The organism is Desulfobaculum senezii, assembly GCF_054657395.1.
Map to the genome: position 1 here is coordinate 218,432 of NZ_BAAHYU010000005.1, position 14,261 is coordinate 232,692.

Annotated in this window: 18 protein-coding genes; all 18 read left to right on the forward strand. The window is 60.7% G+C overall.

Translation table 11 applies throughout. The features are described 5' to 3' along the window. Window positions 1-144: 144 nt before the first annotated feature. The gene (locus ACYQ2T_RS17580; RefSeq protein WP_459902153.1) at window positions 145-690 is read left to right on the forward strand and encodes a DUF1441 family protein; all 546 of its coding nucleotides are present in this window, start codon (window positions 145-147) and stop codon (window positions 688-690) included. Then, window positions 677-2,617 (forward strand): phage terminase large subunit family protein, encoded by a 1,941-nt coding sequence (locus ACYQ2T_RS17585; RefSeq protein ID WP_459902154.1) that lies wholly within the window; start codon window positions 677-679, stop codon window positions 2,615-2,617. The genes ACYQ2T_RS17580 and ACYQ2T_RS17585 overlap by 14 nt, the downstream gene beginning before the upstream one ends. After that, a complete protein-coding gene (locus tag ACYQ2T_RS17590) occupies window positions 2,614-3,123 on the forward strand; it encodes a hypothetical protein (protein WP_459902155.1) in 510 nt (169 codons plus the stop codon). The genes ACYQ2T_RS17585 and ACYQ2T_RS17590 overlap by 4 nt, the downstream gene beginning before the upstream one ends. After that, window positions 3,120-4,670: a phage portal protein gene (locus tag ACYQ2T_RS17595; RefSeq protein ID WP_459902156.1), complete on the forward strand. Its 1,551-nt coding sequence runs from the start codon at window positions 3,120-3,122 to the stop codon at window positions 4,668-4,670. Before ACYQ2T_RS17590 ends, ACYQ2T_RS17595 begins: the two co-directional genes overlap by 4 nt. Continuing rightward, window positions 4,633-6,498: a phage major capsid protein gene (locus ACYQ2T_RS17600; RefSeq protein ID WP_459902157.1), complete on the forward strand. Its 1,866-nt coding sequence runs from the start codon at window positions 4,633-4,635 to the stop codon at window positions 6,496-6,498. Before ACYQ2T_RS17595 ends, ACYQ2T_RS17600 begins: the two co-directional genes overlap by 38 nt. A 10-nt stretch (window positions 6,499-6,508) precedes the next feature. Next, complete coding sequence (locus tag ACYQ2T_RS17605; RefSeq protein ID WP_459902158.1) at window positions 6,509-6,772, forward strand: hypothetical protein; 264 nt, start codon at window positions 6,509-6,511, stop codon at window positions 6,770-6,772. Beyond that, window positions 6,772-7,095, forward strand: coding sequence for a head-tail joining protein (locus tag ACYQ2T_RS17610; RefSeq protein WP_459902173.1), 324 nt, complete (start codon window positions 6,772-6,774; stop codon window positions 7,093-7,095). The genes ACYQ2T_RS17605 and ACYQ2T_RS17610 overlap by 1 nt, the downstream gene beginning before the upstream one ends. Next, complete coding sequence (locus ACYQ2T_RS17615; RefSeq protein WP_459902159.1) at window positions 7,095-7,631, forward strand: hypothetical protein; 537 nt, start codon at window positions 7,095-7,097, stop codon at window positions 7,629-7,631. Before ACYQ2T_RS17610 ends, ACYQ2T_RS17615 begins: the two co-directional genes overlap by 1 nt. Window positions 7,632-7,639: 8 nt before the next feature. Further along, a complete protein-coding gene (locus ACYQ2T_RS17620; RefSeq protein ID WP_459902160.1) occupies window positions 7,640-8,167 on the forward strand; it encodes a hypothetical protein in 528 nt (175 codons plus the stop codon). Beyond that, complete coding sequence (locus ACYQ2T_RS17625) at window positions 8,148-8,810, forward strand: phage baseplate assembly protein V (RefSeq protein WP_459902161.1); 663 nt, start codon at window positions 8,148-8,150, stop codon at window positions 8,808-8,810. The genes ACYQ2T_RS17620 and ACYQ2T_RS17625 overlap by 20 nt, the downstream gene beginning before the upstream one ends. Further along, a complete protein-coding gene (locus ACYQ2T_RS17630; protein WP_459901641.1) occupies window positions 8,810-9,145 on the forward strand; it encodes a GPW/gp25 family protein in 336 nt (111 codons plus the stop codon). The genes ACYQ2T_RS17625 and ACYQ2T_RS17630 overlap by 1 nt, the downstream gene beginning before the upstream one ends. Next, a complete protein-coding gene (locus ACYQ2T_RS17635; RefSeq protein ID WP_459902162.1) occupies window positions 9,142-10,029 on the forward strand; it encodes a baseplate assembly protein in 888 nt (295 codons plus the stop codon). Before ACYQ2T_RS17630 ends, ACYQ2T_RS17635 begins: the two co-directional genes overlap by 4 nt. Continuing rightward, window positions 10,022-10,636 (forward strand): phage tail protein I, encoded by a 615-nt coding sequence (locus tag ACYQ2T_RS17640; protein ID WP_459902163.1) that lies wholly within the window; start codon window positions 10,022-10,024, stop codon window positions 10,634-10,636. The genes ACYQ2T_RS17635 and ACYQ2T_RS17640 overlap by 8 nt, the downstream gene beginning before the upstream one ends. A gap of 10 nt (window positions 10,637-10,646) precedes the next feature. After that, entirely contained in the window at window positions 10,647-12,191 is a 1,545-nt protein-coding gene (locus ACYQ2T_RS17645; RefSeq protein ID WP_459902164.1) for a phage tail protein, read from the forward strand. 10 nt (window positions 12,192-12,201) lie between these two features. Further along, entirely contained in the window at window positions 12,202-12,441 is a 240-nt protein-coding gene (locus ACYQ2T_RS17650; protein ID WP_459902165.1) for a hypothetical protein, read from the forward strand. Further along, window positions 12,428-12,766 (forward strand): phage tail assembly chaperone, encoded by a 339-nt coding sequence (locus ACYQ2T_RS17655; RefSeq protein ID WP_459901981.1) that lies wholly within the window; start codon window positions 12,428-12,430, stop codon window positions 12,764-12,766. The genes ACYQ2T_RS17650 and ACYQ2T_RS17655 overlap by 14 nt, the downstream gene beginning before the upstream one ends. A gap of 3 nt (window positions 12,767-12,769) precedes the next feature. Further along, a complete protein-coding gene (locus ACYQ2T_RS17660) occupies window positions 12,770-13,978 on the forward strand; it encodes a phage tail sheath C-terminal domain-containing protein (RefSeq protein ID WP_459901980.1) in 1,209 nt (402 codons plus the stop codon). Further along, window positions 13,978-14,261, forward strand: a 284-nt coding sequence (locus tag ACYQ2T_RS17665) for a phage major tail tube protein (RefSeq protein ID WP_459902166.1), incomplete at its 3' end; no start/stop codon positions are given. The genes ACYQ2T_RS17660 and ACYQ2T_RS17665, both read left to right, overlap by 1 nt.

The following is a 14,261-nucleotide window of genomic DNA, read 5'->3' on the forward strand; positions in this document are numbered from 1 at the left end:
AGGAACACAACGGGTCCTTCCCGAAGGGGGGAAAAGAGTGGGTCGAGCTGAGGCACGAAGTTTTCTTTCTGCGTGGCTTCGGGAAATGACTTTCTGTTTCGACGATCAAAACCCTGTGAACAACATTGATAACTGGTTGAAATAATGAGCGAAGTGAAAAAGAAAAAACAGAAAACGGAGAAGCAGACCGCACAAGCCGTGGTGGACATGCAGGGACTGGCCCTTGCGCTGGGCCTGTCCTTGCCCACGGTTCGGGCGCGGGTACGCGAGGGGATGCCCTGCGTGCAGGAGGGGGGCAGGGGTAAGGCGTGGAAGTTTGACCTTGCGGAGTGTGTCGCATGGCACACCGAGCGGGCTGTGTCCAAGGCGGTTGGGGATGTCGAGGACGGCATCAGCAAGGGGGAGCTGGAACGCTTGCTCCTTGTGGAGGAGCTGAAGATCAAGCGTGTGTCGGCGGCGCGGGAGTTGGGTGAAGTCGCGCCCATTGAAGAGATGGAGCGCGTCATAGCTTCCGCCTTTGTGGAGGTGCGGCAGGCGATGCTTGCCTTGCCTGATAGGCTGGCGCTGCGCGTTATGGCCGCCACTGATGAAACGGCGGTGAAGGAGATACTTCGGGAGGAAATAGACTTGGCGCTTTCCTCGCTCGCGGAAACTGATTTGCTGGAGAAGATTGAAGATGCCGCAGACTGATATAGACCTGAGCAATGAGGAAGGCATTCGGCGGGCTATCCGAGGACTCATGGGAATGTTCCGGCCGCCAGAGCGTCTGACGGTTTCCGAGTGGGCGGACAAGTACCGCCGCGTCAGCGTCGCCAACGCGATGCCCGGCCCATGGCGCACGGACAATGCGCCGTATCAGCGTGGGCCTATGGACTGCATGAGTGATGCGCGAACCTATAGGGTGTCGCTCATGTGGTCGGCGCAGGTCGGCAAGACTGAGTGCGAGAACAACGCGATAGGGTACTACATCGACTTGAACCCCAAGAGCTGCATCATGATGCAGCCCACGCAGTCCGACGGCAAGGTGTGGCTGGAAACCAAGCTGACGCCGCTTATCAATGAGACGCCGCAGGTTGGGGAGAAGGTCGCCAAGCCACGAGGGCGCGACGGCGTGAACAACGCCACCATGAAGTCATACCCCGGCGGCATCTTGCTGCTCGCCTACAGCGGCAGCACGCGGACCATGCGCGGCAGATCAGCGCCCATAATCATATGTGACGAGGTGGACGGCTACAGCATGACTGAGGAAGGCGACCCTATCGAATTGCTGTGGCAACGCGCCTCGACCTTTGGCGATCAGAAGAAGCTGATCGAATCCAGTACGCCCACCATCAAGGGATTCTCCCGCATCGAAAAGGCGTTCGAGGCTGGCGACAAGCGGCGCTATTACGTGCCGTGTCCGCATTGCGGAGCCTTCCAGACGCTACAATGGGGAAATGTGAAATGGGATCATGATGAACAGGGCGGGCACCTCCCGGAAACAGCGTATTACGTGTGCGAGTCCTGCGGGTGTGTGATCGAGGACAAGGACAAGCCCGCGATGTTGGCGGCTGGTGAGTGGCGCGCGGAGAAGCCATTTCGAGGGCATGCGTCGTTCCACTTGAATGAACTGTATTCCCCTTGGCGTCGCTGGCGCGATATCGCCCAAAGCTTTTTGGACAAGAAGCACAGGGGCGACCTGCAAAGCTTCGTCAATGTGTCGCTTGCCGAGACATGGGAAGAGGAAGGCGAGCAGGTTGACGAGACGGGGCTTCGGAACCGTTGCGAGCAGTACGCCGCGCCTGTGCCCATGGCGGGCCTGTTGCTGACCGCTGGCGTTGATACGCAGCCGGACCGATTGGAAATTGAAGTGGTTGCGTGGGGGCATGAGGAAGAATCGTGGAGCATTGATTATCACGTGATTTACGGCGATCCGGATCAGTCCTCCGTGTGGGAAGCCCTTGACGATTACCTTGAACGTCGGTGGCTCCATGAGTCCGGGGTGGAGCTGTCGATCCATGCGGCGTGCATCGACTCCGGCGGCAGCAATACGCAAGCCGTGTACAACTACTGCCGATCCCGTTGGGCCGCGCGCCGTTGGGCGATCAAGGGCAAGGGCGGGGAGGGCGTGCCGATTGTCGGTGCTCCCCGCAAGCTCAAGACCGGAAAAGGAAAAAAGGGGCGGCCTGTCCGCTTGTTCTCCATTGGCGTCGATCAGGCAAAGACGTTGCTCTACAAGCGTTTGCCGTTGGACGGATCAGGGCCGGGGCGTCTGCACTTCCCGGCGACGTATGCGGAGTTCGACGAATACTTCCAGCAGATCACTGCCGAGAAGTGCATAACCCGTTACGTGAAAGGCTTCCCTAAACGTGAGTGGGTGAAGACCCGGCCACGTAACGAGGCGCTGGATTGCCGGGTCTATGCCTATGCGGCCCTCCTGATTGCCCGCCCGAATTTCCAGAAACTTGAATCCCGTCTGCAATCCCAAAGCGAAGTCGTGGCTCTCTCTGAACCTGCCGAAGCGTCCCAAAACGCAGTGGTTTCAAAAGCCGAGGTGCAGGAAAATCCTCCGAAAGAACGGAAGAAGAGAAAAGTCAAAAAGCGTCGGAAGCGGCGTTCTAACTTCGTGATGGGATGATGATCAACGAGCTACCACGCCAGATTGCCATAAGCGAAAGCACCTCCTGTAGAATCCTCCTTGGGCTTCCTGCATCCGAGGGGTGGGCGGCAACGCTCGCCCTTCGGGGGCAGGGTTCCACTGATGTTGAAGGCGTTGCCGATGGTGATGCCTTTGTCTTTTCGTTTGTTTGCACACTGCCTGCGGGGCGGCATTGGTGGCAGCTCATTGCCACGCGTAGTGATGAGCTGCGTGTTGTGCAGTCCGGAAAGCTGGAGGTGGTCCCTAATTTCCTTGGCGTCGATGGACCCTATGACGGACGGACGGAAGCCGAGAAGGCTCTAGAGGCCGTGGACGCGGCGCTGTCCGGTTGTGCGGGGGATGCTGTGTGGTCATACCAGATCGCAGGGAGGCAGCTCCAGCGCTACAGCATTGACCAGCTGCGGAAGCTGCGCGGTCAGCTGGTTGTCCGCGTTCGTTCTGAGCGTGGGCAAAACGGATTCAAAACCATAGGGGTGCGCCTGTGAGTCTGTTGGATATTTTCCGGGGACGCGCGGTTGAGGCAGACCCGGCCCCACGTCGCAGGACGCTGCCGCCCCGGTTTGGGCGGCGGAACTATGGGGCCGAGTCCGGCTCGTTTGACGCCGCGTCAGCGAATCGGACAACCGCAGGATGGACCAGCGAGCCGATGAGCGCGTCCGTATTGGTTGAACGCTCGTGGCGTGTTTTGTGCGCACGCGGGCGCGAGGCCGCCAACAATATCGACCACGGCAAGCGTTTCCTGCGCTTGGTGCGGACAAACGTTGTTGGGCCTCGCGGTGTCGCTGTGGTGCCGACCGTACAGCTTGCGGATGGAAGCCCCGATGCGTTGGCCCGGCAGGCGTTGTCTGATGCGTGGAAGCATTGGGGCCAGAACCCTGAGGTGACAGGCACACTGACATGGCGCGAACTGCAAGGTCTGTCCGTTCAGACCGTCGCTCGGGATGGCGAGGTCTTTGTCCGCAGGCTGCGCGGTCGGCGTTTTGGGGCCTATCACTACCAGCTCCAGTTGATTGATCCCGTGCGTGTCCCGGTGCAAATGCGCGAGAAGTTGACGAACGGGAATCGCATTCGGGCTGGGATTGAGTTCACGCCGGAAGGGCGTCCTGTTGCGTACTACCTGCGTGGCGATCAGGACGACTATATCAGTGGTGTCGATTACGGAGGCGCGAGGTACGAGCGTATCCCTGCCGAAGAAATATACCACCTATTTGTCCCGGAGATGATCAACCAGCCGCGTGGGGTGTCGTGGATGGGCACGGCGCTGACACGTATGCACCATTTGTCGAGGTACGAGACCGCCGCAGTCATCAACGCCCGTATCGGCGCGTCTAAGATGGGATTCTTTGAGTCCGATCCCGAAATGGAAGTTCCGGAGTTTGATGACGACGAAGACGAAGAGGTTTTTCCCATGGACGCCGAGCCGGGAACCATGGAGCGCTTGCCCTATGGGTACAAGTTTCGCGCATGGGATCCGCAGTACCCACAAGGCGAGTTCGGTGTCTTTGTGCGGTCATGTTTGCAATCCATTTCCGCAGGTCTTGGCGTGTCCTACGCCTCGTTGTCTGGCGACCTGTCAGGCGTGAATTATTCCAGCATCAGGGCCGGAGTGCTCGACGAGCGGGACCAGTGGATGGACCTGCAACAGTGGTTCATCGACAAGCTGGTGCAACCCGTCTTTGAAGACTGGATTGCGACGGCAGTGTTGGCCGGGGCCATCAAGATCGGCCTGACTCCCTTACGCGCTGAACGCGTCGAGCAGTATAAGCGCGCGCGATATCAGGCGCGGCGCTGGCAGTGGGTTGACCCGCAAAAGGATGTGAAGGCCGCCCGTGAAGCACAGAACGGTTTGATGCGTTCTGTGTCCGACACGATCAGGGAACAGGGGCGTGATCCTGAAGAGGTCTTTGAAGAGATCAAGGAAGATCGGGATCGGTGGGAGGAATTGGGACTGGCCCCGGCCCCGGTGAAACAAACCGCTCCGAAGGGGCAGGAGCATGGAGGCGATGATGCCGAAGACGAAGCCGACGCTTGAGCAGATTCAGAGCCAGAATTGCCGAGCGTATTTCCCGGTTGAGATGGTCCGTTCCGTCGATGAGGAAAAGCGCACGGTGGAAATCGCGTTTTCCTCGGATCGGGAGATTGAACAGTTTTGGCTCACGATCCTTGTGTTGGAGCATAGCGCATCCGCATGTGACCTGAACCGCCTGAACAACGGCGGGGCTGTGCTGTTCAACCACAACCGCTCGGCTCATATCGGCGTTGTGGAGTCGGCCCGAATTGATGGGGACGGCAAGGGGCGCGCGGTTGTGCGCTTTAGCCGATCACCACTCGGGGAAGAGAAGTTCCGGGACGTGGTTGATGGCGTTCTGCGGCATGTTTCCGTCGGGTTTGAGGTGGATGAAGTCAAGCTGGTGGAAAGCCGCAAGGATGATGTGGATGTGTACAGGGCGACGAAATGGACGCCCTACGAAATTTCGTTCGTGACCATCCCCGCGGATGATTCTGTGGGTGTGGGGCGTGACCACGGTGGCGCGCCGAAACCTGAAACGATGGAGGGAAGAGGAATGCCCCAGAAAGGCGCAACTCCTAAAGGTGAAGACGGCGCGGGCGTGCCCCCTGTTGACGTGACCGCCGAGCGCGACGCTGCTGTTCTGGCCGAACGGCAGCGCATGGACGATCTGCTGAATATGGGCCGGGAGTATAACGCCCCGGAAGAGGCCGAGCGCTTTGTCCGTGAAGGCAAGTCGCCGGATCAGTTCCGGCAGCTCCTGCTGGAGCGGATGAACCAGAAGGCTGACAAACCCAGCCCCGACGAGATGAACGCTGATGTGGGCCTGAGCGAACGTGAAATCAAGCGCTATTCCTTCGTGAAGGTGCTGCGAGCGCTGGACCCGAACAACCTGCGCGCACGCGAAGCCGCAGCTTTCGAACTGGAAGTTTCCAATGCCGCCGCCCAGCACCTTGCGCGTGAAGTGCAGGGCATCGTTGTCCCCCCTGAGGTGCTGCAAACGCCGCTCGCCCGCACCTACACCACCGACAGCGGGGCCGCTCCGCACGGTGGTGCATTGGTCGGCACCGATTTGCTGGAAGGCAGCTTCATCGAGCTGCTGAGGAAACGTTGTCTGTTGATGCAGCTTGGTTCCAAGCTCGGCGGCCTTGTCGGCAACGTTGATATCCCGAAGCAGATCAGCGGGGCCACTGGGTATGTTGTTGGTGAGGATCAGGACGTGCCGGAGTCCGATGGTGACTTTGGGACTTTGAGTCTGTCGCCTTACACCATTGGTGGAATGTGCGAGGTCTCGCGTCGCCTGCTGATGCAGGCCAGTCTGGACGTTGAGGCGACGATCCGTTCCGACCTGTCGAAGGCCGTGGCGCTGAAGCTGGATAGCCTTGGTTTTTACGGCACCGGCACTGACGAGCCTTTGGGCCTCAAGTTTACCGCCGGGGTTAACGCCATCACCTTTGGAACGGCCAGCCAGCCCACGCATAAGGAAATGGTCCAGATGGAAAGCGAAATCAGCGCCGACGACGCTGACGTTGAAAGCATGGCCTATTTGCTTAACGCGCGGATGCGGGGACACTGCAAGACCACACCGCGTATGCCGAGTGGCGAGAAGGCAATTATGACCGATGGGGGGCAGATCAATGGCTACCCCGTCGGCGTTACGAATCAGGTGCAGGGTTCGGATGTCTTTTTCGGCAACTGGGCTGACTTGATGATCGCCATGTGGGGTGGACTGGAATTGACGCTGGACCCGTACACTCACAGTCAGAAGGGACGCCTGCGCATCATTGCCATGCAGGATGCGGACATCGGTGTCCGTAATGCAGAATCCTTCTGCGTGGGCACGAGCGCCTAAAGGGGGAGTCATGAGAAAGCAGAATAAAAAGGAAATGACCGTCGTTGTGGTGGCACCGGAGGGTGCCGCCAATGTGGGTATTCTGATTGATGGGGAGATGTGCCGCGAGGGTGATGAAGTGACGGTGCCTCTTTCTGTGGGAAAGAACCTCATCTACCGCGAACGTGCTGTTCCGGCTGGCAGTGCTGCCGCCAAGGCTATTGTAGCCTCCGCCGAGGAATCCCGAAAGGCTTCCGCAAAGGGTGGGGGCAAGGGCGGCGGGAAGGGTAAGTGATGATCACTGACCTCGACGGTTTCTTCACCGGGCTGGACGCAAAGGACGTGACGGTGGTCTTGGCAGACGGAACCCGGCGCACGTTCAAAGCCTACTTTGATGCGCCTTATCTGGAGCCGCGCTTAGAAGACTTCGCGGTGGAAACTGCCGCGTACAAGTTGACGTGTCAGGCTCGGGACGTTGCAGGTGTCACAAGGAAGAGCACAGCGGTATGGGTTGATGGTGCTGAATACGCCGTAAGTGCCGTGCGTCCTGATGGTACGGGAATCGTCGAGGTCCTGCTGGACGCCACATGTGATGTAACCGTGCAGGTGGACTGGTAATGTCCACCTGCGGTGTGGCGGAAATCCCCTTGGATGCGGCAAGTGCAGACCGGATCGCTCGGCTGTTTGCTGCGGATCAAAAGCAGATTGAAGCGGCCATGCGGCGTGCCGTCAATAAGCTGGGGCGCTGGGTGCGCTCCACAGCGCTGACCGAAGGGGCGCGCGATTCGGGCGTACAGCGAAAGGTTTTAGCCGACCGCGTACGCCTGACTCTTGGGAAGAACAAACGAGGTGTTCAAGTTTGGTTTGGCCTGTGGCCCGTACCCTTGAGGTTGCTGAAACCGAAGCAGACCGCAACAGGTGTATCCGCAGGTCCAGTAGATCGACGGCATGCGTTTATCGTTACAGGCCGTGACGGTAAGCGGGACGTTTTCCGTCGCTCGGGTGATTCGGCATATCCAATCTTTAAGCAGTACCACAGCGTGGATGATGAAATTCGCAGAGTTTTAGAGGTTGATGTGTTCCCCCGTTTGGATGCGCAGTTCTCAAAGTTTTTTGAGCAAGAACTCCGCTGGGAAGTGAGTAAGGCGCGGTGAGGTTGGCAGTGATTGACGAGGTTCATGATGGGATATGTGCGTCGCTGAGGCAGGGGCTGCCGGGGCTGCGGGATGTGGTGGACTATGGCGTTGAGAGGAAGCTCAACGCGCCGCTTGCTGTGGTGCATTTGGCCGGGATGGAGCGGGCCGGGGAGGCTGACGACGGCACCGAGCGCCTGTGGGTGCAGTGCCGTTGGGAGGTGTTCCTTGTGGTGGCCGCGCGCGTCTGCGGCGTGGAGCAGGAGCTTCGGCGTATGGCGGCGGCTGCGGCCACGCTGGTGCAGGGCAATCGGTTTGGGGCGCAGGTCGCACCCGCGCGGTTTCTGACGGCAGAGCCGAATGAATTTGAACCGAGCTTTTCCGGCGCGTTGTCGTGGCGGGTGGAGTTTGAAATTGATGTGCCGCTGGGCGAGAGCGTGTGGGATGGCGAGGGCGTGCCTGTGAAGCAGGTTCTGGCGTCGTATGCGCCGTTGGTCGGCGAGGACCACAAGGATAAGTACACCGAGGTAACGGCTGATGAACTTCCGAGTCTCTGACATGGAGCGGCGGCTTGCGTCGGTAATCCGCGTGGGCACCGTGGCCGAGGCTGACTATTCTGCCGCGCGGGTGCGCGTGGCCTTTGGCGAGGCCGTTTCGGACTGGTTGCCGTGGCTGACGCTTCGCGCCGGGAATGACCGCACATGGTGGTCGCCGGAGGTGGGGGAGCAGGTTGTGGTGCTGTCGCCATCGGGCGACACCGGGCAGGGCGTGGTGCTTGGCAGCATCTATCAGTCCGCGCACCCTGCGCCCGCGTCCTCGCCGGATGTAGACCGCCGCGTCTACGCGGACGGTGCCGTCATAGACTATGACCGCAGCGCCCACCGCCTGCACGCCGTCATCCCCGGCGACATCGTGGCCGAGGCGTCCAAGAATGTGACTGTGCAGGCGGGCGGCGTCATCAGCGCTACGGCCGGGAGCGCTGTGGAAGTCACTGCGCCGCAGATTACCTTGAACGGCACTATCTTTCTGAACGGTCCTATGACGCAGGGCGGCGGCTCCGGCGGCGGCAACGCCACATTGAAGGGCAACCTGCACACCGTGGGCGACATCACCACGGACGCGGACGTATGCGCGGCGGTGTCCCTGAACGGCCACGTTCATCCCTGTCCGCATGGCGGCGACACCGGAGGCCCGAAGTAGTGCGCGGCATCGATGCCACAACGGGCCGCGATCTGTCCGGCCTCGACCATTTGCGTCAGTCCGTGCGCGACATCCTGACGACGCCCATCGGCTCGCGCGTGATGCGGCGGGAATACGGCTCGCGTTTGTTCGAGCTGGTTGACGCGCCACTCAATGGCGAGACGCTTGTGGAACTCTACGCGGCCACGGCGGAGGCCATCGCCATGTGGGAGCCGCGCTTTCGTGTGGAGCGCGTCACCGCGCGCGAAGCTGGGCCGGGGCATGTGGAGCTTGATTTGGTCGGCATCTACCTGCCGGACGGCAGACCCGTGACCATGGAGGGCATCATCGTATGAGCGGGTTCTCGGATATTGATTTGTCCTTGCTTGCGTCGCCGCAGGTGGTGGAGGAGCTGGACGCCGAAACCGTGCTTGGCGAAATGCTGGCGGACTTCTGTGCGCGGCATCCGGAGCACACCGCGCTTGTGGAGTCTGATCCCGCATACAAGATTTTAGAGACCGCCGCCTACCGCGAAACGCTGCTTCGCCAGCGCGTGAACGATGCGGCCCGTAGTGTGATGCTGGCCTATGCCGGGGGGACGGATTTGGATCACCTTGCGGCTTTGGTGCCGCTGGAGCGCAAACTTGTGGCTCCCGGTGATCCGGAGGCGTATCCGCCTGTGCCGCCAACGTGGGAGGCCGATGCCGAGTTCCGCCGCCGCATCCAGCTTGCGCCTGAAGGCTTTAGCGTGGCCGGACCGGACCGCGCGTATATCTTTCATGCTCTGACTGTGCCGGGTGTGCGGGATGCTGCCGTAAGCAGCCCTGCGCCCGGTGAAGTGGTGGTCCATGTGCTCGGCCGTGAAGGCAGCGGTACGCCGGACCCGGTGGTGCTGTCTGCCGTGGAGGCCGCCTTGATGGCGGCGGAAACGCGTCCGTTGACGGATTACGTCACCGTGCAGGCGGCAGAGGTCGTCACCTATGCCGTCCGCGCAACCCTTGCCATTCAGCCCGGCCCTAGCGCGGAGGCCGTCCGTGACGAAGCCTTTGCGGATATGTGGGTCGTGGCTGAGGCAGGGCATGTGCTGGGTGCGGGGATGCCGTTGTCCAAGGTCTATGCGGCGTTGCAGGTGGAGGGTGTTGCACGTGTGACGCTGGCCGAGCCTGTGGCGGATGTGGCCTGTGCGCCGCATCAGGCCGCGTATTGCACGGGCGTGGAACTGGAGGTGGAGCGTGCCTAGGCACCTGCTGCCGCCAAGCGCAACGGCCATGGAACGGGCACTGTCCGAGGCCGTGGCGCGGTTGTCTGACGTTGGCGTGCCGCTGCGCGCTGTGTGGCGCGCGGGGGAATGCCCGGAGCCGCTGCTTGCGTGGCTGGCGTGGTCGCTGTCCGTGGACGCATGGGACGAAAGCTGGACCGAAGCACAAAAGCGCGAGGCCATCCGCGCGGCCGTGTGGGTGCACAGGCACAAGGGGACGCGCGGCGCGGTGGACCGGGCGGTGCGCGCCCTTGGCTACCGGGTGCGCATCCGCGAATGGTGGGAGGAAAACCCAAAGGGCGAGCCGTACACCTTCGCCATTGAGATCGAGGTGGATGATCGCGGCGTGGATGCAGGCCTGTACGGCATGCTGACGCGCGTGGTGGATGCGGCCAAGAACGCCCGCTCGCACCTGCGCGGTTTTGCCGTGGTCTCGACCTCGCGCGGATACGTTCATGCGGGGATGGCCCTGCATATGGGCGCAGCCCTCACGGTGTTGCCGTGGCGTCCTAAGAATATCGAGCAGACTTCGCCGCTGCATGTCGGCGCGACGCTGCAAACGTTTACGACTGTAACCGCTCAACCCTAGCGAGGACGATATGGCCAAGGACTTTTTTGTCATCCTCACCGAGACGGGCCGGGCCAAGCTGGCGAATGCCGTAGCGCTTGGCCGGACTGTGTCCCTGACGCACTGCGCCGTAGGCGATGGCGCGGGGCAGATGGTGACGCCGGATGCGGCGCAGACTGCATTGACCCGCGAGGTCTACCGCGCCCAGCTCAACACGCTGGAAACAGACCCGGACAACCCGGCATACATCGTGGCCGAATTGGTCATCCCGTCCGAGGAAGGCGGTTGGACCATCCGCGAGGCAGGCATCATTGACGCCGATGGCGATCTGTTTGCCGTGGGCAACCTGCCTGAGACTTACAAACCGCAGATTGCCGAAGGCTCCGCCGCCGAACTGCGCGTGCGCCTTGTTATGGAGGTGAGCAACACCGCCGCCGTGGAACTGAAGGTGGACCCGACGGTGGTGCTCGCAAGCCGCGGCTATGTGGACGCGCAGGTTGTGGAAGTCCGCACCCTGCTGGAAACCCACATCGCCCGCACCGACGATCCCCACCACACTATCCCCGAAGGCGGAGAGCCGGGGCAGGTGCTGGTGATGCAGGAGGACGGCAGCGTGGCGTGGGGAAGTGTCGCGGGTGTCCCCGTGGGGCAACTGTGCTGGTCCTCGCTCGGAGTCCCCCTGCCCGGAACAGTCCCAGCCAACGTCAAACAAAAGTTCCAGCGCGGCCTGTACCCGCAGCTGGACGAGGCCGTCCTTGCCGCCGGGAACTACCTGACCGACGAGGCCGCGTGGGACGCGGAAGCGGCGGCACAGGATGGTTCGTGTGGGCGGTATTGTGTGACGGACACGCACATTATCTTGCCGTGCTACAAACATTACTTTGCTGCGGCGCAGGAAGGTGTCACTGGTCGAGAGGTTGGAGATTGGATCGCTGGGGAGGTGCTGGCCCATAAGCATAAAAACGGTGTGACCGATGCAGGTGGAAGTGATTTTGTGTCTGTGTACGGGCGTACGGTTGAGGACCTGCCCGGATTTGTAGGAGCTAGTGGGGGAAACTCCCAGGAACAACCAGAATATCAAGGTTATACCTCAACTGATGGCGCAGGGGAGAACCTTGTTAATTCACTCGCAGTGCTCCCCTGCATCAAGGTAGCCGACGTGGCCGTGAACGCCGCGCAGGTGGACATGATGGCGCTGGCTGACCAAGTGGCGGTGATTAATGGGAACAAACTCGACAAAGCAGCAATCACAGCACCGGGAAGTGCGCCGCTGTATTTATGCAGGGCGTGGGTGAACTTCAACGGGATGGATACACCTACAATTATAGCAAGTGGCAACGTAAGTAGTATTACAGATAATGGTGTTGGGAACTACACGGTTAATTTCACTACCGCGATGCCTGATGCAAATTATTCTTGGAGTGCAAGCGCGGACGACCCAGTAGAAGGTGGTGGTTATGTTACTGTGTCGAGAGCGCCAGTTATGACCAAAACAGCGACCAGTTTGCAAATTATTGTGGTTTACAGTGACAAAAAGTATGACTCGCCATCAACTGTTCTACAAATCTTTTGCTAAGAGGAAACACATGAAAAGAATAATTTACAAAACAGACGGTAACAAAGTAGCGGTAATCATCCCAACGCCAGAAGCTCTACTGAGGCACGGAATAAAAGCTATTGCCAAAAAGGATGTTCCTTTTGGAACGCCCTACAAAATAGTTGATGCATCCGAAATTCCTGTTGACCGCACAGAGCGCGACCTCTGGACAATCGACGCCGCCGACCTGACCGACGGATTTGGAGGGAAATCGAATGCGTTTGATTAAAATTGACCAAACCAAAAAGTCTGAACTGCTCGCCACACAGGCCCGCGCCGAGCGGGACCGTCTCATGCGCGAGGAGTACGACCCCGCCGTGATGCAGCTCTTGCGCAAGCGGCGCGTTGTCGTGGCCGCCTCGGGCGACACGGCGGGCATCGATGCGCAGCTTGCGGCGTGGGATGCCTACGCCAATGCGCTGGAGGCTGTGCCGGATCAAGTAGGTTTTCCCCGTGACATCATTTGGCCGCAAGCGCCTGCCGAGCCATCTTTAGCTGGGGGCGCAGGCGCCTCTGGTGCGTCCGCCTCTGAACCTGCAACCAGTGAGGTCTAAGCAATGCCTGAACAGTTTCTGCATGGCGTGGAAGTCGTCGAGATTGATGGTGGTCCGCGCCCCATTCGTACCGTGAAAAGCTCCGTCATCGGCATTGTGGGCACGGCTCCGGACGCCGACGCCAGCGCCTTTCCTCTGAACACTCCGGTCCTTGTTGCGGGCAACCGCCGCGAGGCCGCCAAGCTGGATACCGTGGGCGATGGCGCGGGTACGCTGCCTGCCGCGCTGGACGGCATTCTGGATCAGTCCGGGGCCATGGTTGTCGTGGTGCGTGTGGATGAGGGCGCGGATGATACCGCGACCATGACCAACGTTGTCGGCGGCGTGGATGAGACATCCGGGCAGTACATGGGCGTGCAGGCCCTGCGCGCCAGCGCGTCTGTCCTTGGCTTTACCCCGCGCGTTCTGCTGGCTCCCGGCTTTACGCATCAGCGCGCCGAGGATGCGGACAATCCCGGCACCTTCCTCAAAAATCCCGTCGCCGCCGAACTGGAAGGCATTGCCGAGCGTTTGCGCGCTGTGGTCATCGTGGATGGCCCGAACACCAACGACACCGACGCCATCGCCGCCATGGGCGACTTTGGCACCGCCCGCGTGTTCATGGTGGACCCGTGGGTGAAGGTCTACCGCGACGGCGAATACGTTGCCGAGCCTGCATCCGCGCGTGTGGCCGGCATGATTGCCCGTTCCGACAACGACCGGGGCTTTTGGTGGTCGCCCTCCAACCAGCAGGTGATGGGCATTTCCGGCACCGCGCGCCCTGTGGACTTCACCCTGGGTGACGTCAACTGCCGCGCCAACATGCTGAATGAGAAGAACGTCGCCACCATCATCAACGAAGGCGGCTACCGCCTGTGGGGCAACCGCACTGGCTGCACCGACCCGAAGTGGTCCTTCCTGTCCGTGCGCCGCACGGCGGACATGATCAACGAGTCCATCCTTGCCGCGCACCTGTGGGCCGTGGACCGGAACATCACCAAAACTTACGTGGACGACGTGGTGGAAGGCGTGAACGCCTACCTGCGTCACCTCGAAGCCGTGGGCGCGATCCTTGGCGGCGAGTGCTGGGCGGACCCGGAACTGAATACGCCCGACCAAGTCCAGCAGGGCAAGGTCTATTTCGACTTTGACTTCACGCCCCCGTACCCGGCGGAGCACGTCACGTTCCGCAGCCACTTGGTCAATGACTACATCGAGGAGGTCTTCAAGTAATGCCCGCAGAGAACATCCTGAAAAACTTTGCCCTGTTCGTGGACGGACGCGGCTACGTTGGCGAATGCAAGGAACTCCAGCTCCCGGCGCTGAGTCTCGTGACCGAGGACTTCCGCGCGGGCGGTATGGATACGTCCATCGCCATTGATATGGGCATGGAAAAAATGGAGGCCACGTTCACGCTGTCCAAGCAGTGCGAGCATATCCTCGGCAGCTTTGGCGTCATTCAGAACAACGGCATTCAGCTTACGGCGCGCGGCGGTCTGCAAAGCCTCGACGGGGT

What these genes read in the sequence shown, in the direction of transcription:
- ACYQ2T_RS17655 (WP_459901981.1), top strand. Translation starts at nt 12,428, where the DNA reads ATGCGTTTGATTAAAATTGACCAAACCAAAAAGTCTGAACTGCTCGCC.
- ACYQ2T_RS17650 (WP_459902165.1), top strand. Translation starts at nt 12,202, where the DNA reads ATGAAAAGAATAATTTACAAAACAGACGGTAACAAAGTAGCGGTAATC.
- ACYQ2T_RS17615 (WP_459902159.1), top strand. Translation starts at nt 7,095, where the DNA reads ATGTCCACCTGCGGTGTGGCGGAAATCCCCTTGGATGCGGCAAGTGCA.
- ACYQ2T_RS17625 (WP_459902161.1), top strand. Translation starts at nt 8,148, where the DNA reads ATGAACTTCCGAGTCTCTGACATGGAGCGGCGGCTTGCGTCGGTAATC.
- ACYQ2T_RS17600 (WP_459902157.1), top strand. Translation starts at nt 4,633, where the DNA reads ATGGAGGCGATGATGCCGAAGACGAAGCCGACGCTTGAGCAGATTCAG.
- ACYQ2T_RS17635 (WP_459902162.1), top strand. Translation starts at nt 9,142, where the DNA reads ATGAGCGGGTTCTCGGATATTGATTTGTCCTTGCTTGCGTCGCCGCAG.
- ACYQ2T_RS17645 (WP_459902164.1), top strand. Translation starts at nt 10,647, where the DNA reads ATGGCCAAGGACTTTTTTGTCATCCTCACCGAGACGGGCCGGGCCAAG.
- ACYQ2T_RS17580 (WP_459902153.1), top strand. Translation starts at nt 145, where the DNA reads ATGAGCGAAGTGAAAAAGAAAAAACAGAAAACGGAGAAGCAGACCGCA.
- ACYQ2T_RS17585 (WP_459902154.1), top strand. Translation starts at nt 677, where the DNA reads ATGCCGCAGACTGATATAGACCTGAGCAATGAGGAAGGCATTCGGCGG.
- ACYQ2T_RS17605 (WP_459902158.1), top strand. Translation starts at nt 6,509, where the DNA reads ATGAGAAAGCAGAATAAAAAGGAAATGACCGTCGTTGTGGTGGCACCG.
- ACYQ2T_RS17660 (WP_459901980.1), top strand. Translation starts at nt 12,770, where the DNA reads ATGCCTGAACAGTTTCTGCATGGCGTGGAAGTCGTCGAGATTGATGGT.
- ACYQ2T_RS17590 (WP_459902155.1), top strand. Translation starts at nt 2,614, where the DNA reads ATGATGATCAACGAGCTACCACGCCAGATTGCCATAAGCGAAAGCACC.
- ACYQ2T_RS17610 (WP_459902173.1), top strand. Translation starts at nt 6,772, where the DNA reads ATGATCACTGACCTCGACGGTTTCTTCACCGGGCTGGACGCAAAGGAC.